The following is a 20,710-nucleotide window of genomic DNA, read 5'->3' as shown; positions in this document are numbered from 1 at the left end:
TATTCCTTAATTTTTATTCTCTAGGACCTAAAGTCTGCGTTCTTTTGCCGAAAAGAAACTCGCTTGGCGCGTTGGAGAAATCCTCCATAGACATTTCCGCTCTTTGCAAAATCTGCTCTAGTATTTTGGAGTTTTGCTCCAAATCCACCAAAAGTGGCGTTAAAATCGCGCGTAAATTGTAATCCCCATTTGTAATGTCTTGATGAATCACGCGGCGACTTTCCCCGATTCCTGCAATCTCTTTTTGCGCTGTTGTAAGGACGCTTTCTAGTCTTGGAGGCAAGTTTGCTAAGCCGGAGAGTGTTTGTTCGATATTGTCTAAATTTTTATCGCTTAAAAGCCGATTGAGACGCGACACACTAATCTCTAGCCTATCAAACACGCTTTCTGCTTTGCCTCCGATTTTTTCAATCCAATTTTCTTGTAGGCTTAAGATAACCCTTTCCCCCTCTGTGTAAGGCGCACCATCGCCTTGCACTAAGGATAGGAAAGTCCCACCGGTAAGCCCTTGCGAATCTACAAAAATCTTTGAACCCTCTTTTAAAACAATTTCTTTTTTAATCCAAAGTGTAATTTCCACATTTTCCGCGCTTTCATTGAGCTTGTAGCTTTTGACAAACCCAACAGGAAGCCCAAGATAGCGCACAGGAGTTTCTGTGCGAATCCCTTTGGGCAAACTTTTGTTATAGAGATAATATTCGTGATAGTCTTTGAGATTCCTATCGTATTTGCCTATCCAAAACACGAATCCTGCTAATGCAACTAAAGAGACGACAAAAAACACACCAAGCAAAACATAATTTAATCGTGCTTCCATAAAACTCCTTAAATCTGATACAAAAACAAATCTAGCGATTCTGTTTGCTGTGCCAACGAGCGCACACTGCCTTCAAAGAACACTTTTTTGTCTTTGAGGATTATCATTCTATCCACCGCGCCTTTAACGGATTCCATATCGTGCGTTACCATAACAACGCTAATTCCAAGCAAATCTCGCAATTCCATAATCAACGCATCAAAATGCCTTGCACTTTTGGGGTCTAATCCACTCGTTGGCTCATCTAAAAACAAGATTTTTGGGTTTAAAGCAAGTGCGCGTGCTAACCCCACGCGTTTTACCATTCCTCCGCTTAATTCATTAGGATAGAGATTTGCCACTTCTGCGTTTAATCCTACGCGTGTAAGCCAAATATACGCGAGAGATTCTATATCCTCACTGCTAAAATGCGTCCATTCGCGTAAAGGAATCGTGAGGTTTTCTAGCACACTAAGAGAGCTAAAAAGCGCGCCAAATTGGAAGCAAACGCCCATATTTAATTTCATTTTCAAGGTTTCTTTGGCGTTGAGATTCCAAATATTTTGCCCCAAAATCCGCACTTCTCCGCTTTTGGGCTGTTTTAAGAAAATCATTGTATTAAGCAAGGTGCTTTTGCCGCTTCCACTTCCGCCAAGTAGGGCAAAGATTTCTTTTTTGCCGATATTAAAGGAAATTTTATCGTGGATTGTGCGTGTGCCATAGGTTGTTGTGAGATTGCGGATTTCTATGATATTTTGGCTAATTTTGCTTTGGGATTCCATTTACCAACCTATTTGTGTGAAAAGGACCGAGCATAACGCGTCAAAGGCAATCACGCAAAAGATAGATTCCACCACGCTTTTTGTTGTATGGATTCCAATACTGCGCGTGTCCTTTGCTACGATAAACCCATGATAGCAACCAATAAGCGCGATGATTAAGCCAAAAAAGGGAGCTTTGAGGAATCCTATCCAAAAATGCCGTATTTCAACCATTTGCAAAAATCGCTCCACAAACTGCTCACTACTGATTCCTAGCTGGATTTGCGAGACAAACATCGCGCCGACTAATCCAAAAATATCTGCAATGAAAACCACCAAAGGCAACGCGGCACAAAGCGCAATCACGCGGGGCAAAACCAAAAAACTAATTGGGTTGAATCCCATAACGCTCATCGCGTCAATTTCTTGTGTGGCGCGCATCATTCCAATCTCTGCACTAAATGCCGAAGCACTGCGCCCGGCGATGATGATAGCCGTGATAATCGGTGCCATTTCGCGTAAAGTCAGCATAGAACTCATTTCTACAATTAAAATACTCGCGCCAAATTGTTCTAACTGCAAACTTCCTTGATAGGCAATTACGATTCCGATTAAAAAACAAGCAAGAGAAACGATTGGAATCGCTTTGATTAAGGCTTCTTGAATCTGAAAAAACAAGGCTTTAAGGCGAATATTTGCGGGATTTACGAATCCTAGCAAAAGATTATAAATCATTTCACCCAAAAACCCAAAAGTCAAAAACGCGTGATTGCTCCATTTTTTTAGAATCTTAAAAGTATCTAAATGTAATTGGATTAATTCTTGCGTAATTGCTTGTTTTTCGGGGAGTTTTTTGTCTTGTAGAATCTTAAAGATAGGAATGTATTTTTGGGAATTAAGGGCGTTGCTTTGGATTTGGAGATTGGGTGTGCGCTGGAGCTTTTCTAGCCACCTAAGCAAAACTTCCCCACCGCAAAAATCCAAATCAAAATCGCTTTGGAGTGTAATATTGACTTGGAGTATTTGCTTTTGTGCAGAGTTTAGGATAGAATCCAAACTCTTTTCCAAAGCCCTTAAGGCGCGTTTGGAGAGGCTTTTATCCCAAAGACCGCTAAAGACTATATCCACGACATTTGCGTTGTGAAAACTTACTCTTAAGTCCGCTTGCATTCCATTACCATTTTACAAGATTATTGCTGTTCAAAGACGAAAGGAACGCCTTTAATGGCTTTACTTGCGAAGATTTTATCGGTGTTTGTGCGCACTTGGCTAAAGTCTGTTGCCATTTCTTGTTTGCTAAGCTTGATGTCAGAATAGAATTTACGCAGAATCTTGATTTTGCCTTTTGTGTCTTCTAGCTTAAGCTTTGCGGTTTGATTCATCGCTAATTGCGCCTTGATAAAGGCTTCTTTATCATGCACAGGCGCGAAGATGAGTTTTAGGTTGGCGACTTTAAGCTCGGATTCTATCATCTCTAAATGTTTGCGACAATAAGGGCAATCTGGGTCGGTTACGATGATTTGAGTGGGGAGATTCTCACCCTCTCCTTTGAGATAAATAAAATCATTGGCATTAAAACTCGCAAAAAGCTCGTTTAGGATTTTTGTATCGCGTTTTTCTTTTTCATCACCGGCTTTGTTAAGCTCCTCCATAATCATTTGGGAATCTTCTTGATTGAGATTCATCATAGAGCTTAACGCGACAAAATAGCCTCCATCTTGGCTTACAATCACAGGGAAAATCTCTCCATTTTGTGTGCGCCCAATCACGAAATATTGGTTTTTGAAGCTTTTAAGCGGCTTTTTGAGCTGCACTTCTGCGTCAATGTCGGCTCGTTTTTTCACACTTGCTTTGAAATTCTCTTCAAATCCTGCTGTTGCCAAACTTGCAAAACTTGCCACAAGGGCTACATTTAAAAATATTTTTTTCATAAAGAATCCTTTAAAAACAAGCGGTATTATATAATAATCTCTAGCAAAATGAAAACCAAATTACGCTTTTTGGATTTGGCAATGGAATCTTAAATGGGATTTTGCCATTCGTCATTGTGAGAAGTTGGCACAACTTCGTGGCACACGCTGCTTTGCAGTTTGTCTGCACTGCACAAATCTATAATCCAAAGTCTCGCCATCATAGAATCCATTTTGTGCGTGATTATGGATTGCTTCGTTGCGCTTCGTGCGCCTCGCAATAACGGCGTGGAATCCAAAGCACAATGTGAAATTCAAAATCGCGCAATGACATAGTGGTTGTGCTAGTTTTGGATTCTAGCGGTTATCTATTTTCTCTAAAGTCAAATCGTGGTGAGTGAGGCGGTATTCTGCCATTTGGGCGTATTTTGTATTAGGGATTCCATAGTTTGCATAAGGGTCAATGCTGATTCCCCCGCGAGGCATAAATTTCCCCCATACTTCCAAATAGCGCGGTTGCAATAATTCTACTAAGTCATTTAAAATCGTATTTACGCAATCCTCGTGGAATCCTCCGTGATTGCGAAAGCTAAAGAGATAAAGTTTAAGTGATTTGGATTCTACCATTTTTTTATCAGGAATGTAAGAAATATAAATCGTGGCGAAATCCGGCTGTCCCGTGATAGGACAAAGGCTTGTAAATTCTGGACAATTAAACTTGACAAAATAATCCCGCTGTGAATGCTGATTGTCAAAAGTTTCTAAAAGGCTTTTGTCATATTCAAAAGCATATTGTGTTTGATTTCCCAAATGTGTAAGGGATTCTTTAAGTGATAGATTCAAAGATATTCCTTTTGGATTCTTGGCTTTTGTGCCATAGAATCCTTGTTGGTGGCTTAAAAAAATGGTAATTTCAATGCGCCGCTAATGACAAGTGCGTTGATAATATCAATAAAAAATGCTCCTACAAGTGGCACGACAATAAAAGCCGCGTGGCTTGGTCCATAGTGTTGGGTAACGGTTTGCATATTTACCATTGCCGTAGGTGTCGCGCCTAAGCCAAATCCACAATGTCCCGCTGCAAGGACTGCCGCATCATAATCGCGTCCGCAGAATCTAAAAGTAACAAACACTGCATAAGTAACCATTATTGCGACTTGACAAACCAAAATCACTACCATAGGCAAGGCTAAAGCGACAAGCTGCCAAAGGTTAATACTCATCAGCGCAAAAGCCAAGAAAAGCGAAAGGCTCACATTGCCAATCACAGAGACTTCCCTATCAAAGACTTGATGAATTTTTGTTGCTTGTAGAATATTGCGCAATAGCACTCCGATGAAGAGACACCACACAAAAGTCGGGAGTGTGAACCCCCCCCCTTGAAAGAGTTTTGCAATTTCAGTCCCTCCAAAAAGCGCGATAGTGATTAATGCCAAAGATTCCACAAACGAACCTGAAGTGATGAGCCGTTCTTTTTCGGGTTTTTCAAATCCTACAGGTGAATCGTTTTGTATGCGCTTGTCGGGTTCTAGTTTGTATTTTCTCACCAAAAATCGCGCGACAGGTCCGCCCACGATTCCGCCCATTACAAGCCCAAAGGTTGCACTTGCCATTGCGACTTCCATACTTGCGCCAAAGTGATAAGGCGCGTTTTTGAACAAATCCGCCCACGCAGCACCTGTGCCATGTCCGCCACTCATTGTGATAGAGCCACCAAGCAAACCAATCACGGGATTTACGCCCAAAAGAGTTGCGACACTCATTCCGATGATGTTTTGCAAAAACAACAAACCCGTAACAATAAAAAGAAAGATAATGAGCAGTTTTCCACCCTTTTTGAGCGAAGCGAAATCCGCGCTTAAACCAATGCTTGTAAAAAACGCAAGCATTAAAGGGTCTTTGAGTGAGCCATCAAACTTTAATTCAACCTTGCCATATTGATAGAGCAAAAAAATCACAATTGCCGCGATGATTCCACCCACAACAGGTTCAGGAATATTAAAATCGCGCAAAACTTTAACCTTGCCAATAATAAAACGCCCCAAAAGTAGCACAAAAATCATACTAAGTAAGGTCGCATAGACATTAAAAGAAATAATCATTGAAAGATTCCTTTATATAAGATTTTTGCATTTTATTCAAAAGCGCATTGATAAAGACTTAAATTAGTGAGACCTTAAAGAGTGTGAAGCAAGATTAACAATGCGTGAGCTATTTTTGGATTCTATTTCTTTGGAATCTATCAAACTATGTTACAAATCGTTACTATTTTTGATTTTTTTGTGTCTTTACACCAAAATCTCTATACTTTAAAAGCTTTTTGGGCTATTATCCGAAGCTAACGCAAACTTAAATCGCAAGGCTTGGAGAATTTTGGAGAGTTTTCAAAACAAAGAAATAATATTTTATACCTTGATTTTAAACGAAAAAGAAATCCAAAAGATTCAAGAATCTCCGGAAATTTTGGAGGATTTTTTAGAAGACAAAGTTTGTTCTTTGTTAAACTTATCGCGCCAAAGTGAATATTTCTCGCGCTTTAGCACACAAGATTCCAAGACTTATCATTGTTTGTTGCTTGATAAAGGGGCTTTGAAAAACTATGTGCAAGATGCGCAAACTTACCTTAGCCACCCTTGTTTTTTGTGTGCGCAGTTTTTGCGCAATCTAAGTGAGGGGGAATCCCAAGCGTTTTTGGTTTTGGATTCTTATCAGGAATGGACGCTAATTTGCTTTGTAGAATCAGAAATTGTCTTCTTGCAAGGCGTAAAAGACCTCCAAAGCGCGGAAGAAAAGCTGGAATCTCTTTTGCTGACTTATAAGAATTTGCAGCTTACTTTTTGGCTCACGAGAGACTTTCCGCAAAAAGAATCTTTAGAGATTCTTCAAGCCCAATTTAACGCGCAAATCCTTTCGCACTCTCTTAAAGAAGTTGAGCGTTTGGATTCTTTTAATTTCAATCCTCTTGAAAAATCGCCTCCTTTTAGCCAACAAAGAATCGGCAAAGTGTTGAAGTTTTTGGTATTGGGAGTGTTTTTTGGAATCGGAATTTTTTTGGTGCTACTCGTGCTTATCGGGCTAGAAAACAGAGAAATACAATCCCTTCAATCACAAATTAGCCAACAACAAGCCAAGATTCACCATCAAAACCAAAACCACACACAATCCCAAAAACAAGCGAAGATTCTACAAGAAAAGCTAGAATCCCTGCAATCCCATTATGATAAAAATGCGCAATTTCTTCAAAACACCTTGCCAAATTCGTTGCAATTAATTCCCTTTTTAGATGCGTTTAATCCGCTTTTGGAGCAATGCAATGTGAAGATTGCTTATTTTGGTTTGGAAGAAAAAACCTTGTTGAATCTGCTTTTGCGCGGCGAGAATGCGTTGCAAGTTTTGGAGGATTTGGAGAGGGCTAAGCTAGGAAATGTCCTAAATCTCAAAAAATATCAAGACTTTTATTGGGTTCAAATCGCCCTTAGGATTCCACAATGAATAGAGTAAAAGAATCTCTAAAACTTGCCTTAAGCCTCGCGGAATCTTATTTGGAGAAAAAATCTAAACGCGAGTTAATTTTGTTGTTTATTTTTTGTTTTTTGGTGGGATTTTTGGCGGTTTTTAGCGCGACTTTTGAACGCGCCAAAGAATCCTTAGAGGCAAAAAATCAAACAAAAATGAATCTAAAGCATCAACTTTTGGAATTACAAAGGGTTTTTGAAGCAAACAAAACGCTAGATAACACAAAAGATTTGGAGGATTGGATACACGATTTGGAGCAAAAAATTTCAATGCAAGAGAGACAAAAGAATCTGCTACAAAACCAATCTAGCATTTACGCACTGCGACAAATCGCGGATTCTAAAGGTTTGCAAGACTTTATGCTAGAGCAAGAAAACCAAAGAATTTTGTTGTATGCAAAAGGAAAATACAAAAACTTCTCCGCACTTTTGGAACAATTAGAATCGCAACAACACTTAGAAATCTATCATCTCAATCTTTATCCTAATGCCTTAACGCAGGATTTGGAGTTTTATTTGGGGGTTGATAGGCGACAAAGCGGGGAGATTCCAAACTCGCAGGGAAGCCTTGAATGAGGATTTTGCTTTTGGGATTAGCATTAGTTAAGGTGTTTGCAGAATTTGATCCTTTTGATTATGGTGGGGATTCCTATAAAAGTGGAGAAATCAAACTCTATGGATTTATGGGAGAGCGCGTGAATCTCAATGGCAAATGGTATCCTGCAAATGCAACTTTTGAATCCCAAGAAGGGAATTTTAGGATTGTTGGGATTCGAAATCCTTGTGTGTTTTTGCAAGAAGTCCATACGCAAAAGCAAAGCAAGGTTTGTTTGCAAGAATCCAAGTTGTTAAGGAAATAAATGGTTTTGATTAGATTCTGTGTTGTTGGTTTGTTGCTATTTGTCCCACTTTTTGCTTGTCAAAATCGCCTTTTTAATCTCACTTTGCAAGGCTATCCCATCAAGGTTAGTGAGGTTTTAAATGAATTTGCCAATGAATGCCATTTCAGCGTGGTTTGGGACGAATCAGAAGTGGAATCAAGACTTGCTCAAAGCTTGTCTATGGTAAATTTCAAGGATAAGGATTTGGATTTTGTTTTTGAGTTGCTTTTTAATACGGCAAACTTGCATTATTCCTTTGATAAGGATATTTTAAAGCTTAAAACCAATGATATAAAAACTTTCAAAATCAATTATTTAAGCACGAATCGGCAGGGTGTTAGCAACACTTCGGTTTCTATTAATAACGAAGAGCGTCAAAACTACTACACAACGCAAAGCCAAGAAGAGAATCTAAGCAAATCAGGCATTAATATCAAGAGTGAGGACGGATTTAACTTCTGGGAAACGATTGAATCTGAAATCTTAACACTCATTAATGCCAAAGCAGAAGATGGGCGCGTGATTATCAATCGTGGCGCAGGATTGGTAAGTGTCAAGGGCGATAGAATGGCACTTCAAAGGGTAGAATCCTATATTCAGAATCTCCACGAACGCTTACAACAACAAGTTTTGATTGATGTGCATATTTTAAGCGTTTCGCATAAAAATACGCAAACAATGGGCATTAATTGGGAAAGCCTCTATGATTTGCAAAATCTCGTGATTCCACCATTTAGCGAAAGTGCAAGTTTGGGAGGCAAAGGCGAAATGGGCAATGTCAGCGGACTGAATCTCATCGGTGGAGATGGCGGACGCAGTTTGCATTATGGAGTGAATATTTTTTCACAAGGCGTGAGCTTGACGCGTATCGTGGAATTTCTTAAAACCTATGGTGTGGTGCAATCCATCTCAAACCCCAAAGTTTTAACACTCAACAATCAACCCGCAATGATTAGCGTGGGCGATATTTTGCGCTATAAAAAAAGTAATATTTATCAAAACACCAATGCGCAAACCACATTGACAAATACCGATAATGAGTATCCCAGCATTTTTGCGGGGGTGCTTTTGGATATTACCCCGCTTGTTTTTGGGGAGGAAATTATGCTCAAAATCAATCCCTCTATCACCAAAACCAAAGACAACAAAAGCGAGATTCCAAGCAATGCCTTTGATACACCGCCCAATCTCACAACCAACCAACTAAGCTCTATCGTCAAAGTCAAAAATAACCAAAAAATCGTTTTGGGTGGGCTGATTTCGCAAAATACGATTAACCAACAAAGTAAAGTCCCATTGCTTGGCGATATACCCTTGCTGAAGTTTTTGTTTTCTTACCAACAAGAAGTGCAAAACACAGAAGAGATTATTTTCATCATTGAACCCAAAATCATCGCAGAAAATGAATTGACTTTAGAATCCTTAGGCTATCGCTTGATTGATGAGGATATTAGGAAATAAACAATAGCAAAAATTGGAATCTCATGAATAAAGGTGATTTTTGATTTTTGGGAAAATAATGCTAAAATTTCGCGATAATATCTTAAAGAGAAGCAATGCAATGAAACTAACCCAAAACTTAGAAAAATCGTTTGCAATCAATGCGAATCGTCCCGCCCTTGAAGTAGATAATCACACAATCACTTACCAACAACTTTCAGGCTTAAGCCACAATCTCGCCTCTTTCCTTGCGGATTCTGCGGTTGAAGCTAAAAACTCCACAATTGTGCGGGGGGGGGGGGCAAATAGTCGTTTAATTGTCTTCGGCTATCGTGAAGCTGAAGCTTATCTTAGCATTCTTGCTTGTGTGTTTGCCAATCTTACCTTTATCCCGCTAAATCCAAAATTTCCCAAAGAACGCCTTATAAATATCATCTCTCGTGTAGAGGGTGCGCCAATCTTGCTGTGTCCGCATTGTGCGCAGTCTTTTAGAACAATTGCACCAGACTTACCCAATATGCGCATTTTTTGGCTAGATTTTTTGGACTCCTCCGCGCAAGAGTTTGAATCCCTTGTGCAAGATTTCCCGCATCTTGAATTTATCAAAATCCCAAAGGATTCTTTGCAAAAGCCTTATCAAGGATTGACAATCCAAAATCAAAGTTTGGAATCCCAAACTCCCGCGTATCTGCTCTTTACAAGCGGTAGCACAGGAATCCCAAAGGGTGTTTTGGTTAGCCGTGCGAACCTCCTAAGCTATTGTTTGCGCATTCAAGCCCTCTATGCTTTCAAGCCCACCGATAGAATCTCGCAATTCTTTGATTTGACCTTTGATTTGAGTCTACACGACATCTTCTGCACCCTGTTTGCCGGCGCGACCCTTGTCGTGATTCCGCCTCGTGCGCTGCTTAACCCCATGCCCTTTCTTGCTCAAGCAAACCTTAGTGTATTTTTCGCTGTCCCCTCGCTGATTGCGTATCTGCAAAAGCTCAAAAGCCTTAAGCCCAACGCGCTTTCGAACCTAAGAATCGCGCTTTTTTGCGGTGAGGCATTGCCGACTTCTCTTGCCATAAACTTTGCGCAATGTGCTCCAAATGCACTGCTTGATAATCTCTATGGTCCCACAGAAGCCACGATTAGCTTCACGCAATATCGCTTCATTGGTGAGGGCGGAATTGCAAAATGCGGAATCAAAGCGCAAGATTTTGATATTGTGCCGCTAGGTTTGCCTTTTTGTGATTTATTTGTGAGTTTGCGTGATGAAAATGGCGCAGAGGTAGAGAGGGGGCAGGTGGGAGAAATGTGGCTAGGAGGCGATCAAGTCGCGCTGGGTTACTATAATGATATGCAAAAAACAAATGAGAAATTCATCACAGAAAAGGGTGTGCGCTGGTATCAAAGCGGTGATTTGGGCAAGTTTGATGAGAATCTAGGTGCGTATTGCTTTTGTGGGCGTGTTGATGAACAAGTCAAGATTCAAGGTTTTCGCGTGGAGCTTTTAGAGATTGATAATGCCTTGTCAGCTATAAGTGGCACACAAGCACGGAGTGTTGTGATAGAAAAAAATGGCTTAAACACGATTTATGCGGTTTTTGAAGCCTCAAAAGATTCCATTGATTTTAAAAGCATTTTAGAATCTCTGCGCACGAAATTGCCCTTTTATATGCTTCCAAGTAGCGCGGTGTGTTTGGAGAAATTCCCCCTAAATAGCAATGGCAAAGTGGATAGAGGTGCTATAAAAAAGCAAATCTTACACAGCCAAAGAGATAAAATTGATTTTGGGCAATGTGGTAAGTCTATGTTGAATCTCATAGAAGGGCTTTTTAGGATTCCGCGCTCACTCACAGGAGAAGGTAATAGAAAAACGCTTAAAATCCTGCAAGAATCCTTGAAATGTGAGCTAAAAATTGTTGAAGTTCCAAGCGGAGAGAGGGCGTTTGATTGGGAGATTCCGCGCGAGTGGAATGTAAAAGACGCGTATATCCTCACGCCAAATGGCGAAAAGATTTGCGACTTTAAAGCAAACAGCTTGCATTTGGTAGGCTATTCTGTGCCGACAAATTGTGAGCTAAGCTTTGATGAGCTTCTGCCTCATCTCTATACTTTAGAATCCCAACCTAACGCGATTCCTTATATCACTTCTTATTATAAAGAACGATTTGGGTTTTGCCTAAGCTTCAAGCAGCTTTTGGAGCTAAAGAATCAATTTAGCGGCACAAACAAGAAATTTAAAGTCGTTGTGGATAGCACACTAGAAAATGGCGCACTAAGCTATGGCGAGATTTTTATCAAAGGCAAAAGTGAGCAAGAAATCGTCTTTAGCACTTATATTTGCCACCCACAAATGGTTAATAACGAACTTAGCGGAATCGCAGTAGCAAGGGAAATTGCAAACCTCTTAAGTGCGCGTGAAAATCTCTACTCTATCCGCATTGTATTGGTCCCAGAAACCATTGGAAGCATTTATTATCTAAGTCAAAATCTCCAACACCTAAAAGAATCTTGTATTGCGGGATTCGTGCTTACTTGTATTGGTGATAGTCGCGCTTATTCTGTGTTGCACTCGCCAAGTGCTAATAATCTTGCCGATAGAGCTGCGCGGCATATTTTAAAGTCTTATTATGGCGGGGGCGTGGAGTATAGCTATTTGGAGCGTGGAAGTGATGAGCGGCAGTATTGTGCGCCGGGCGTGGATTTGCCCTTTTGCACACTTATGCGAAGTAAGTTTGGCGCATATCCGGAGTATCACACTTCATTAGATGATTTAAGCTTGGTGAGTGCGCAGAGTTTGGGCGAGAGCTTGGAATATGTTTTTAGGATTTTGCGTGTTTTAGAGTTGAATGCAACTTACCAAAACACGATTCTTTGCGAACCCCAACTTGGCAAAAGAGGGCTTTATCCAACCCTTAGCACGAAGGATTCTATCAATCAAATCAAAGATATGCGCAATCTCCTAATGTATTGCAATGGCAAACGCGATTTGCTAGAGATTGCCGAGATTTGCGGGATTAATCTACTAGAATGTGAGGATTGGTTAGGCAAGTTTGTGGAGTTTGGATTGTTGAGAAAATGCGATTGAAAAAGATACAATAAGAGGCAATGAATGATAAAAGACGAAGTAAGAGAGTTTTTGAGTAAAAGAGGCGTTGTGTTGCAAGATTTTGAGGCGACAGAGACTTTTAGTGTGATTGATTCTATGGGATTTTTGGAGCTTTTAAATACTTTAGAGGAAAACCATAATAGGGAGTTGGATTTGGGTGCGTTTGACCCTGATGAGTTTAGAACTTTGGGGCGATTTTGCGCACTTGTGGAATCTTTGGAGAAAAATGAAAAACATTGATTGGGAAAAACTCTATCAAATGGAGTTTGTGCATTTTAGCGATTGTTGGAAGAGTTGCGATTCGTATTGTTGCAAAAACTTCTTAGGTAAATCGTTTAAAATCTTAAACTCCAAAAGGGTTATTTTGGCACTCTTAGAGGGCGAATATCAGCATTACAAAAGCAAAGGTGGAATCGCAAATATAACCGAACCACCCAAAAGGGAAGAGTTTGTCTTGAAAAATGGTAAGAAATTCGTGCTGTATTTCCTATCTTGTGAATGTTCTGGGCTTTGTAATCCACACTCTATGCGCCCACTTTTGTGTAGAATTTATCCCTATTTCCCGCGCTTAAGTGCCAAAGGAGAGATTTTGGGATTCTTTCCTGCGGCGTTAATGGATTTGTTTTATAGCTCACATTTGGCGCACCCTTGCACTTTGGCTAGAGCGCATAGCGTAGAGTTAGAGAGACAGCTTAGACAGAATCTCCAAATCCTCTTAGAGATTCCGCTTTTTATCTTTGTTTTTCGTGCTGCAGAGGTTTTGGCGAAGTCGCTGCAAGAGTATTTAGGCAATGTGCAGATTGACACACTAGAGCAAAAGGATAAGTTTTTGCACAAGCTTGAGTGGAGTTTGCTAAGCAATAAAGCGTGGAATAATGAGAAATTCAAAGAATCTATTGTGCAAATTTATATGCAAACTGCGGAGATTTATGGGGACTTTTTATGAAAAGCTATCGCGTAGCGCAGATTCAAGAAATCTTTGATGTTTTTAGAGATGAAGAGACGCTTCTAATCCATAGTGCATTGCAGAATCTAGGGAGATTAGAGGGAGAGGAGTTTGCTAGGATTCCGCACATTTGGAGGGATTTTTGTTTGGACTTAAGCGCACACCACACGCTAATTGTCCCCTCGTTTAATTATGATTTCCCTAAAACGCGCCATTGTGATTCAAGAACGCAAACAAGCGTGATTGGAATCCTAAACGAGCTTTTGCGACAAATGGCTAAATTTCGGAGCAATCACCCAATGTTTAACTTCGTGGGTTTTGGCAAAAATGCCAAAACAATCCTTGCCCAAGAATCGCTAGAGACAAATCCCTTTGGCAGGGAAAGCGTGTTTCATCGCACATTTTTGCGCGATGCGTTAATGTTGTTTTTGGGCATTGATTTGCGCGTTTGCACTTTTATTGTTTATGTTGAGGCGATGTGCGGTGCGAAATATCGGTTTTTAAAGCCTTTTTTGGGCGAACTTATCACGATGGAGGGGGCGAGATTTGAGCAAGAGTTTTATCATTTTTGCCGTCCCTTAGATGATGGTGCGAAAGTTAGCTTTATGCGTTTGCAGCGAGAGTTACTAGATGCTGGGATTTTGCGCTTTTTTCCTCTTGGTGCAAGTGGAATCTATGCGCTAAAGGCGCAAGAGGCTTTTAAGTTTATCCAAAATCGACTCAAGGCTGAACCATTTTTCTTGCTTACAAATCCTCCTAAAGCTTATTATCACTTCATAAATGGCGAAGAAGTTCAGGTAGAATCCCTCGGGGGGGGGGGGGCTTTTAGTAGCAATTTATGCGGTTTGGATTCTAATAAGCTTTCAGTTCCGCCTTTTAATTCTAGCTAAAAAATCTAAAGGCGCAACATGGTAGAGTTTGCGCATATTCTCATTGTAGGCAATGGTAGCCTAGCTCTCCAAATCGCACAATCCCTTGCTGGAGAGATTGCCAAACTCTCGTGTGCGTCTTTTTGCGAATCTCCCTTTTCACTTTTTAGCACTTGGTGTAAGAAAAATGCGATTCCTTATCAAAATTTCTATGATAAAAATGCGCTAAAGGCGTTTTTACAAACATTGCATAAAGAAACGCTGATAATCAGTGCGAATAATTATTATGTATTTCCGCAAGAAATCATCAAACAACCACAAATCAAAATTATCAATTATCACAACTCCTTGCTTCCTGCTCATCGTGGGTTAAATGCGCAAATGTGGAGTATTTTTGAGCAAGATTCTTTGAGCGGAATCACTTGGCATTGCGTGAATGCAAAAATTGATTGCGGCGAGATTATTATCCAAAAATCCATTGTGCTTGATTCTGATGAGACTTATCTTTCTTTGACGCAAAAGCAACTTGCTCTTGCTTTTGAGGCTTTTAGCGAGATTTGCCCCGCGCTTTTGCATTGGAATCTCACAACTTCGCTACAAAAAAGCAGCGATTCTGTTTTGCACAAAAAAGCAGATTTGCCCAATGGTGGTTATCTCAATCTAAATTGGAGCTTTGAAAAGAAGTTTGCATTTTTGCGTAGCATGGATTGCGGTAAAAGCGCGGTGTTGCCCAAACCCAAAGTCGTGATTAATGGTAAAGAATATGAGATTCTAAACTATCACAAAAACTTGCAAAGCGAGTTTGGATTTGATTTAACCTTAGGAGAAACCCAATGAATGAATTAGAAAAACTTCTTAAAGAATCTGTTGCAGGGATTGACACCCAAAGCCAAGATTTTATTGGCGATGGCTTTTTAGATAGCTTTGCGCTAATGAGCTTGATTGCCGCGCTTGAAGAACGCTATCAAATCTCTATTTTTGATAGCGAGATTGATATTGATGATTATACCAATCTCGATTCTATCTGCGACTTTTTGCGCAAAAAGGGAGTGAAGATTTAATGGACATTGTAAAATTTAAAGACACAACCTACAGCACAGAAGATTTGAAAAATGTTTTAAGCGCACTTGGAATCGCAGCGGGTGATAGTCTTTGTGTGCATAGCGAATTGTTTCGCTTTGGGATTCCGCTGTTGCCCAAAGAGGCTTTTAATCAAACCATTTGCCAAACCTTGCTCGAACTCATCGGCGAAAATGGAAGCCTCCTGATTCCAACTTTTACTTATAGTTTTTGCAAAAATGAAGTCTTTGATGTGCTACATTCACCCTCGCTTGTTGGAATGCTTGGGCAAAGTTTTTTGTCTATGCCAAATGTGCGTCGCACTCATTGCCCGATTTTTTCGTTTGCAATACAAGGTAGCGATGATTTTTTAAAAATTGGAGATGAGGTTTTGGGTAAGGGTTGCACTTTTGAAAAACTCTTGCACCATAATGGCAAGATTCTTACTTTTGGGAATGTCTATCTTGGCTATACCTTTGTGCATTATCTTGAGACGATTGCAAATGTTTCGTATCGGTTTGATAAAACTTTTAGTGGAATCTTGCGCGATGAAAATGGCAATGAAAGCTTTAAAAGTGTGATTTATCGCGTGCGCTATCTTAACCAAAAAAGCGAACTAGATTATCGCAAAATTGCCTATTTTTTAATTGATTTGGGGGTTTTAAAAACCGCTCCATTTGGTGGTGGTGCATTGGGTGTTATGGAATGCTCTAAAGTTGCGGAAGTATTTTTGGATTTGTTGGCAAAAGGTGAAAATATTTTTTTAGTGTAATTTTTGCTCCCTAATTGAGCATTGAGATTCTACATTGCTTAGGCGTTTTGTTTTTGCTAGGATTCTTTGCAAAAACACGCAATGACGACATTAAGATTCTGCTTAGAAACGCATTTGCTCTTACTCTGCGTTAAAGATACTTCCCTGTATGCTTCGTTGCAATTCCTGCGCTTTTTTAATCAGCTCTTGTTGTTCCTTTTGGGCGTCGCTTTGGCTGTTTGTAGAATCTTTTGCGTTTTGGTTTTGGGGTTGGCTAGTTTTTTGTGCTTTTGAGCCCGGTTTGGAGTGGATAGAATCTTGCACACCCATTTTTACGAAAGTATCTTCATAGTTTTTGCCGCCCTTTTTTATCCGAATATACACTTGTCCACTTGCTTGGTCATACAAATAAGTATCGTCCATATCGTTAAACATAACCCAAGGTTGCGCGTTTAGGACTCCACAAGATAGCATTGCCAAAGCGCATAATTTTAAAATTTTTTTCAACATAACAGCCCTTTTAACTTTTTTGACTATAATTTCGCAATTTTATCAGATTCCAACAAAAGGCGCAAAGTCTGCAAAGAATCAGTAGCGGAATCTCACAAATATTTTTAGATAATTAAGGAGTGAAATGGATTTAATCAAGGTGCAAAACCTTTGTAAAAACTATGGCGATTTAGAGGTGTTAAAAAATATTAACCTTAATATTAAAAAAGGGTCAATCTTCGGGCTTGTAGGACACAGCGGCGCGGGTAAAAGCACACTTTTGCGCACTTTTAATGGGCTAGAACCTATCGCAAGTGGAAGTGTGCAGATTAATGGTTTGGAGATTTCTAGTCTTAAAGGCAAGGAATTGCGCCATTTTCGCCAAAAAGTCGGAATGATTTTTCAGCATTTTTCTTTGCTTGGTCGCAAAAATGTTTATGAAAATATCATCTTGCCTTTGCAATGTGCAAAAATGCCAATCAATCCTAAAGAGATTCAGAATCTTTTAGAATTAGTCGGCTTACAAGATAAAGCAAAGGCTTATCCCAATGAGCTTAGTGGGGGACAAAAGCAGCGCGTTGCGATTGCAAGGGCTTTGAGTGTGAATCCAATGTTGCTTTTAAGCGATGAAGCAACAAGTGCGCTAGACCCAAGCATTACGGGCGCGATTTTGGATTTGTTGGGAGATATTAATAGAGAATTGGGTGTGAGTATTGTGCTTGTAACGCATGAAATGGAAGTGGTAAAGCGACTTTGCGCGGAGGCTGCGTTTATGGAAAATGGACAAGTGTTAAAGAGTGGGAGGATTGAAGATTTATTTCTCACTCCTGACCCGAAAATGCGGGAGTTTTTGGGAGAAAATGAGATTCTACCTCGTGAGGGCTTGAATATCCGCATTTATTTTCCTAAAAATTTGGCACAGAATCCCATTATCACGCAAATGGCAAGGACTTTGCAAATGGATTTTAATATCGTGTGGGGGAATTTGGAGTCGTTTAATGGAATCGCACTTGGCGTGTTGGTGATTAATATTGATAAAAACGCCAAAGAAAAAGTTTGTGCCTATCTTGATGAACAAGGCGCGAAATGGGAAATTATACAAGGAGAACGCAATGGATAGCAAAATGATTGCTTTGCTTTTAGAAGCTACACTGGACACGCTTTATATGAGTGTTGTTGCGACGAGTATCGCGACGATTTTAGCGATTCTTCCTAGCATTTTATTGACGCTTTGTGCGCCCAATGGTTTAAGCCCAAATACTTTGATTTTTCGCACATTAGATAGCATTACAAATACTTTGCGTTCTTTTCCGTTTTTGATTTTAATGGTGGTTTTGTTTCCTTTTACGCAGTGGATTATTGGCAAAAGTATCGGCGCGAGTGCGGCAATCGTCCCGCTTAGTATTGGTGCTGCTCCCTTTATCGTGCGTATCATTGAAAACGCGCTAAAAGAAGTGGATAAAGGCGTGATTGAAGCCGCTCTTAGTTTTGGTGCGAGTAATTTGCAGATTATTTTTCGCATTATGTTTGTAGAGGCAATGCCAAGCATTGTTTCGGGTATTACTTTGGCATTGATTTTGGTTGTCGGATTTAGTGCGATGGCAGGTGCTGTTGGTGGCGGAGGATTAGGAGATATTGCAATCAAATATGGATATTATAGATTCCAAAGCGATATTATGTTATATACTGTTTTGATTTTAATTTTTTTAGTGCAAATAATCCAAAGCATTGGAGATTTTTTATACAAGAAATTAAAACATTAAACTTCAAACAAAGGACATCAATGTTTAAAAAACATCGTTTTAGTCAGTTTATCTTAGGCGCAGCAGCGGCTGTATTGTTAATGAGTGGTTGTGATTCTAAAGTAGAATCCCAAAATAACGCACAAAACGCAGAAAACAAAAAGGCAGAAAAACTCATTGTGGGCGCGACACCTGAACCACACGCGGTAATGTTGGAGCAAGTTAAAAGTGTTTTGGCAAACGAGGGAATCGCATTGGAAATCAAAGAATTTACCGATTATGTAACTCCCAATAAATCTTTAGATGATGGCTCATTGGACGCAAACTTTTTTCAGCATAAGCCTTATTTGGATTCTTTTAACAAGGAACACGGCACGAAACTCATTAGCGTTGCTGGAATCCATTTAGAGCCAATGGGCGTGTATTCTAAAACGCTTAAAAGTCTAGATGAGCTAAAAGAGGGTGATTTAATTTCCTTGCCAAATGACCCGAGTAATGGAGCGCGTGCGCTTAGGATTTTGGAAGCAAATGCGTTGATTAAACTTAAAGAGGGTGTGGAACTTGCAAGTGTGCAAGACATCGTAGAAAACCCAAAAAATCTGAAGTTTAAAGAAATGGACGCTCCGCAACTTGCCCGTGCGTTGGGTGATGTGAGTGCGTCTGTGATTAATACAAACTTCGCACTTCTTGCAGGATTGAATCCTCTTAATGATGCGATTGCGCTAGAAAGCAAGGATTCTCCTTATGTGAATATCGTAGCGGTTAAAAGTGGCAAAGAGCAAGACGCACGAATCCAAAAACTGATTCAGGTTTTGCAAAGTGAGAGTATGAGACAATTTATTTTAGACCATTACAAAGGCGCGATTCTCCCAAGTTTCTAGGCTTGTAAGGATTGCCAATCTCACGCAAGAGGCAATCTGCCTCTGCGCACACTCCAAACGCCCAAAATAAGAAAAACACGCAATGAATGTTTTGCTGTGTGATTTATGGCATAAATAGCCCTATCGTCATCGCGAAGCGAACCCAAAACTAAGAATCTCTCCGTTGTCATTGCGAGGCACACGAAGTGCTAGAGGTAATTCATAATGTCGGCTTTAAAGGAATAATGCAATGGAAAATTCAAAGATGAGATTCCAAATTCAAGGATTTTTAGGTTCTTCGGATTCTGTGGAATCTTGCGATTGGATTAGTTTTTCTAGCTCTTGGCAGTTTTCTTTGAAATTTGAAATCATACTCTCGGCTTTTAAGCCAATCATTAGAAGCTCATAGACTTTTGGGCGGTCCTTTTTCCATTTTCTTAGAGTCTTAACATTAATATCAAGCCTACCTGCAAGGTCGCGTTGTGTCATTTCTAAACCTCTTAAATTTTGCAAAAATTTATCTTTTCTAGCTTTAAAACTCAACTTGGTAAATTTAGGACTTTTTAAAGCTAAATTAGGTAAAAATTGGATTTTATTTCATTAGTGCAGGATTTTTATGCAAAAACTCATCAGAGAAAATGGCAATGTGATTTATCTTGAAACAAGTAGCAAAATTAATTCTGTGGTAACTTTCAAAGGCAAAAATAATATTCTCTTTCTCTGCGGTGGAGCGAATCTGTGCGCGAATATTACCTTTGCTGGAGATAATTCGCTGATTTTTGTTGGGAACACTCTTCTTAAAGGGAATGCCACGCTTTATACAAACTCTCTTTTGTTTATCGGAAATGCTCTCACGCAAAGCTCCAATGATACAAAATGGCTTTTGACAAGCGGAAGTTACTGCATTATAGGAAATGATTGTATGTTTTCGTGGGGAGTTGTGTTTGAAAATACAGACCATCACCCTATTTTTGATTCTACAAACAACAAAATCCTTAATATTTCCGATAGAAATATGTTTGTTGGCGACCATATTTGGCTTGGGCAATATGTGTGGATTCGGAAAAACGCCTTTTTGGCTTCTGGTAGCATTATGGGCGCGAAATCCATAGCAACACGATTCTATGATTCTAATACTGCAAATGTTGGAAGCCCCGCAAAGGAAACAAGAAAAGGGATTTTTTGGACGAAAGATTCTACGCATTTATTAACGAATGATAATGTTTCGCAAATGGAAGAAAATTGTGGCGATTCTTTTAAATTTCACTATTGCGCCGATGAGTTTTTAAGTCCAAAGTCTATTTTTCAAAAGCTAGATTCTATCAAAAGTGCGTATGAGAGGTTGGAGTTTGTCTATGATTTTATCTATTGCAACCACGCGAAGAATCGCTTTGCGTATGCTTCAAACTGCAAATATCAGATTCCTTTGCCACAAGCTAAAAAGCAGTTTTGCGCTTTAATGCGCAGGGATTCTAATGCACAAATTCGCGTCAATACCCAAAATCCTAAGCAAGATTCCGCAAAAGCGCGAATCCATAATCATTTAGCTTATAAATTAGGCAATGCAATGATTTTAAACGCACGAAGTTTT

At 39.8% G+C, this 20,710-nt stretch carries 24 protein-coding genes; 15 read left to right on the top strand and 9 right to left on the bottom strand.

The window, feature by feature from the left end:
- Nucleotides 1–13: 13 nt before the first annotated feature.
- From LS69_RS07305 to gltS, 7 genes are all read right to left on the bottom strand, one after another.
- Nucleotides 14–817 carry an MlaD family protein gene (locus LS69_RS07305; RefSeq protein ID WP_138123625.1) on the bottom strand — a complete coding sequence of 268 codons (804 nt, stop codon included), beginning with the start codon at nucleotides 815–817 and terminating at the stop codon, nucleotides 14–16.
- A gap of 8 nt (nucleotides 818–825) precedes the next feature.
- Nucleotides 826–1,578 (bottom strand): ATP-binding cassette domain-containing protein, encoded by a 753-nt coding sequence (locus tag LS69_RS07300; protein ID WP_138123623.1) that lies wholly within the window; start codon nucleotides 1,576–1,578, stop codon nucleotides 826–828.
- Complete coding sequence (locus tag LS69_RS07295) at nucleotides 1,579–2,727, bottom strand: ABC transporter permease (protein WP_138123621.1); 1,149 nt, start codon at nucleotides 2,725–2,727, stop codon at nucleotides 1,579–1,581.
- A gap of 20 nt (nucleotides 2,728–2,747) precedes the next feature.
- Nucleotides 2,748–3,488: a DsbA family protein gene (locus tag LS69_RS07290; RefSeq protein ID WP_138123619.1), complete on the bottom strand. Its 741-nt coding sequence runs from the start codon at nucleotides 3,486–3,488 to the stop codon at nucleotides 2,748–2,750.
- A gap of 111 nt (nucleotides 3,489–3,599) precedes the next feature.
- Nucleotides 3,600–3,785, bottom strand: a complete 186-nt coding sequence (locus tag LS69_RS07285; RefSeq protein ID WP_138123617.1) for a hypothetical protein — start codon at nucleotides 3,783–3,785, stop codon at nucleotides 3,600–3,602.
- Nucleotides 3,786–3,824: 39 nt separating this feature from the next.
- Nucleotides 3,825–4,310: a preQ(1) synthase gene (gene queF, locus LS69_RS07280; RefSeq protein ID WP_202978667.1), complete on the bottom strand. Its 486-nt coding sequence runs from the start codon at nucleotides 4,308–4,310 to the stop codon at nucleotides 3,825–3,827.
- A gap of 53 nt (nucleotides 4,311–4,363) precedes the next feature.
- The gene (gene gltS / locus LS69_RS07275; RefSeq protein WP_138123613.1) at nucleotides 4,364–5,569 is read right to left on the bottom strand and encodes a sodium/glutamate symporter; all 1,206 of its coding nucleotides are present in this window, start codon (nucleotides 5,567–5,569) and stop codon (nucleotides 4,364–4,366) included.
- 271 nt (nucleotides 5,570–5,840) lie between these two features.
- Here gltS and LS69_RS07270 point away from each other — a divergent pair, with 271 nt between their 5' ends.
- From LS69_RS07270 to LS69_RS07220, 11 genes are read left to right on the top strand one after another with little or no spacing between them, the layout of a single operon-like run.
- On the top strand, nucleotides 5,841–6,959 hold the full coding sequence (locus LS69_RS07270; protein WP_138123611.1) for a hypothetical protein: 1,119 nt from the start codon (nucleotides 5,841–5,843) through the stop codon (nucleotides 6,957–6,959).
- On the top strand, nucleotides 6,956–7,558 hold the full coding sequence (locus LS69_RS07265) for a hypothetical protein (RefSeq protein ID WP_138123609.1): 603 nt from the start codon (nucleotides 6,956–6,958) through the stop codon (nucleotides 7,556–7,558). The genes LS69_RS07270 and LS69_RS07265 overlap by 4 nt, the downstream gene beginning before the upstream one ends.
- Nucleotides 7,555–7,842 (top strand): hypothetical protein, encoded by a 288-nt coding sequence (locus LS69_RS07260; RefSeq protein ID WP_138123607.1) that lies wholly within the window; start codon nucleotides 7,555–7,557, stop codon nucleotides 7,840–7,842. The genes LS69_RS07265 and LS69_RS07260 overlap by 4 nt, the downstream gene beginning before the upstream one ends.
- Nucleotides 7,843–9,324 carry a pilus (MSHA type) biogenesis protein MshL gene (mshL, locus tag LS69_RS07255; RefSeq protein ID WP_138123605.1) on the top strand — a complete coding sequence of 494 codons (1,482 nt, stop codon included), beginning with the start codon at nucleotides 7,843–7,845 and terminating at the stop codon, nucleotides 9,322–9,324. It begins immediately after the preceding gene.
- A 58-nt stretch (nucleotides 9,325–9,382) separates the two neighbouring features.
- Complete coding sequence (locus tag LS69_RS07250) at nucleotides 9,383–12,382, top strand: DUF4910 domain-containing protein (protein WP_138123603.1); 3,000 nt, start codon at nucleotides 9,383–9,385, stop codon at nucleotides 12,380–12,382.
- Nucleotides 12,383–12,406: 24 nt separating this feature from the next.
- Entirely contained in the window at nucleotides 12,407–12,643 is a 237-nt protein-coding gene (locus tag LS69_RS07245) for an acyl carrier protein (RefSeq protein WP_138123601.1), read from the top strand.
- Nucleotides 12,630–13,349, top strand: a complete 720-nt coding sequence (locus LS69_RS07240; protein WP_138123599.1) for a hypothetical protein — start codon at nucleotides 12,630–12,632, stop codon at nucleotides 13,347–13,349. Before LS69_RS07245 ends, LS69_RS07240 begins: the two co-directional genes overlap by 14 nt.
- Complete coding sequence (locus tag LS69_RS07235; RefSeq protein WP_138123597.1) at nucleotides 13,346–14,239, top strand: AAC(3) family N-acetyltransferase; 894 nt, start codon at nucleotides 13,346–13,348, stop codon at nucleotides 14,237–14,239. The genes LS69_RS07240 and LS69_RS07235 overlap by 4 nt, the downstream gene beginning before the upstream one ends.
- 18 nt (nucleotides 14,240–14,257) lie before the next feature.
- Nucleotides 14,258–15,055 carry a formyltransferase family protein gene (locus LS69_RS07230; RefSeq protein WP_138123595.1) on the top strand — a complete coding sequence of 266 codons (798 nt, stop codon included), beginning with the start codon at nucleotides 14,258–14,260 and terminating at the stop codon, nucleotides 15,053–15,055.
- Entirely contained in the window at nucleotides 15,052–15,279 is a 228-nt protein-coding gene (locus LS69_RS07225) for an acyl carrier protein (protein WP_138123593.1), read from the top strand. Before LS69_RS07230 ends, LS69_RS07225 begins: the two co-directional genes overlap by 4 nt.
- Nucleotides 15,279–16,049, top strand: coding sequence for an AAC(3) family N-acetyltransferase (locus LS69_RS07220; RefSeq protein WP_138123591.1), 771 nt, complete (start codon nucleotides 15,279–15,281; stop codon nucleotides 16,047–16,049). Before LS69_RS07225 ends, LS69_RS07220 begins: the two co-directional genes overlap by 1 nt.
- Before the next feature lie 120 nt (nucleotides 16,050–16,169).
- Here LS69_RS07220 and LS69_RS07215 read toward each other — a convergent pair whose 3' ends face one another.
- A complete protein-coding gene (locus tag LS69_RS07215) occupies nucleotides 16,170–16,538 on the bottom strand; it encodes a hypothetical protein (protein ID WP_238699243.1) in 369 nt (122 codons plus the stop codon).
- A gap of 124 nt (nucleotides 16,539–16,662) precedes the next feature.
- On the opposite strand from LS69_RS07215, the gene LS69_RS07210 reads away from it, so the two are divergent.
- Genes LS69_RS07210 through LS69_RS07200 form a run of 3 tightly spaced genes read left to right on the top strand, consistent with a single transcriptional unit; the run spans nucleotide 16,663 to nucleotide 19,140 of the window.
- Nucleotides 16,663–17,637 (top strand): methionine ABC transporter ATP-binding protein, encoded by a 975-nt coding sequence (locus LS69_RS07210; protein WP_138123589.1) that lies wholly within the window; start codon nucleotides 16,663–16,665, stop codon nucleotides 17,635–17,637.
- Nucleotides 17,630–18,280, top strand: a complete 651-nt coding sequence (locus tag LS69_RS07205; protein ID WP_138123587.1) for a methionine ABC transporter permease — start codon at nucleotides 17,630–17,632, stop codon at nucleotides 18,278–18,280. Before LS69_RS07210 ends, LS69_RS07205 begins: the two co-directional genes overlap by 8 nt.
- A gap of 20 nt (nucleotides 18,281–18,300) precedes the next feature.
- Entirely contained in the window at nucleotides 18,301–19,140 is an 840-nt protein-coding gene (locus LS69_RS07200; protein WP_194145459.1) for a MetQ/NlpA family ABC transporter substrate-binding protein, read from the top strand.
- Between the two features lie 258 nt (nucleotides 19,141–19,398).
- On the opposite strand, the gene LS69_RS07195 is transcribed toward LS69_RS07200, so the two are convergent.
- Complete coding sequence (locus tag LS69_RS07195) at nucleotides 19,399–19,632, bottom strand: hypothetical protein (RefSeq protein WP_138123585.1); 234 nt, start codon at nucleotides 19,630–19,632, stop codon at nucleotides 19,399–19,401.
- Nucleotides 19,633–19,735: 103 nt separating this feature from the next.
- Here LS69_RS07195 and LS69_RS07190 point away from each other — a divergent pair.
- The coding region (locus LS69_RS07190) for a hypothetical protein (protein WP_202978666.1) at nucleotides 19,736–20,710 on the top strand (975 nt) is incomplete at its 3' end.

Source organism: Helicobacter sp. MIT 05-5294, assembly GCF_000765675.1.
GTDB lineage: Bacteria > Campylobacterota > Campylobacteria > Campylobacterales > Helicobacteraceae > Helicobacter_D.
Note: the sequence above shows the minus strand (reverse complement) of the source record. Positions and strands in the feature narration are given on the sequence as shown.

Bases quoted from the DNA above. Each gene is read 5' to 3' on its own strand.
- LS69_RS07215 (WP_238699243.1), bottom strand. From the start codon at position 16,538: ATGTTGAAAAAAATTTTAAAATTATGCGCTTTGGCAATGCTATCTTGT.
- LS69_RS07200 (WP_194145459.1), top strand. From the start codon at position 18,301: ATGTTTAAAAAACATCGTTTTAGTCAGTTTATCTTAGGCGCAGCAGCG.
- LS69_RS07225 (WP_138123593.1), top strand. From the start codon at position 15,052: ATGAATGAATTAGAAAAACTTCTTAAAGAATCTGTTGCAGGGATTGAC.
- LS69_RS07295 (WP_138123621.1), bottom strand. From the start codon at position 2,727: ATGCAAGCGGACTTAAGAGTAAGTTTTCACAACGCAAATGTCGTGGAT.
- LS69_RS07205 (WP_138123587.1), top strand. From the start codon at position 17,630: ATGGATAGCAAAATGATTGCTTTGCTTTTAGAAGCTACACTGGACACG.
- LS69_RS07250 (WP_138123603.1), top strand. From the start codon at position 9,383: ATGCTAAAATTTCGCGATAATATCTTAAAGAGAAGCAATGCAATGAAA.
- LS69_RS07260 (WP_138123607.1), top strand. From the start codon at position 7,555: ATGAGGATTTTGCTTTTGGGATTAGCATTAGTTAAGGTGTTTGCAGAA.
- LS69_RS07305 (WP_138123625.1), bottom strand. From the start codon at position 817: ATGGAAGCACGATTAAATTATGTTTTGCTTGGTGTGTTTTTTGTCGTC.
- LS69_RS07300 (WP_138123623.1), bottom strand. From the start codon at position 1,578: ATGGAATCCCAAAGCAAAATTAGCCAAAATATCATAGAAATCCGCAAT.
- LS69_RS07230 (WP_138123595.1), top strand. From the start codon at position 14,258: ATGGTAGAGTTTGCGCATATTCTCATTGTAGGCAATGGTAGCCTAGCT.
- LS69_RS07265 (WP_138123609.1), top strand. From the start codon at position 6,956: ATGAATAGAGTAAAAGAATCTCTAAAACTTGCCTTAAGCCTCGCGGAA.
- gltS (WP_138123613.1), bottom strand. From the start codon at position 5,569: ATGATTATTTCTTTTAATGTCTATGCGACCTTACTTAGTATGATTTTT.
- LS69_RS07240 (WP_138123599.1), top strand. From the start codon at position 12,630: ATGAAAAACATTGATTGGGAAAAACTCTATCAAATGGAGTTTGTGCAT.
- LS69_RS07220 (WP_138123591.1), top strand. From the start codon at position 15,279: ATGGACATTGTAAAATTTAAAGACACAACCTACAGCACAGAAGATTTG.
- LS69_RS07235 (WP_138123597.1), top strand. From the start codon at position 13,346: ATGAAAAGCTATCGCGTAGCGCAGATTCAAGAAATCTTTGATGTTTTT.
- mshL (WP_138123605.1), top strand. From the start codon at position 7,843: ATGGTTTTGATTAGATTCTGTGTTGTTGGTTTGTTGCTATTTGTCCCA.
- LS69_RS07210 (WP_138123589.1), top strand. From the start codon at position 16,663: ATGGATTTAATCAAGGTGCAAAACCTTTGTAAAAACTATGGCGATTTA.
- LS69_RS07290 (WP_138123619.1), bottom strand. From the start codon at position 3,488: ATGAAAAAAATATTTTTAAATGTAGCCCTTGTGGCAAGTTTTGCAAGT.
- LS69_RS07245 (WP_138123601.1), top strand. From the start codon at position 12,407: ATGATAAAAGACGAAGTAAGAGAGTTTTTGAGTAAAAGAGGCGTTGTG.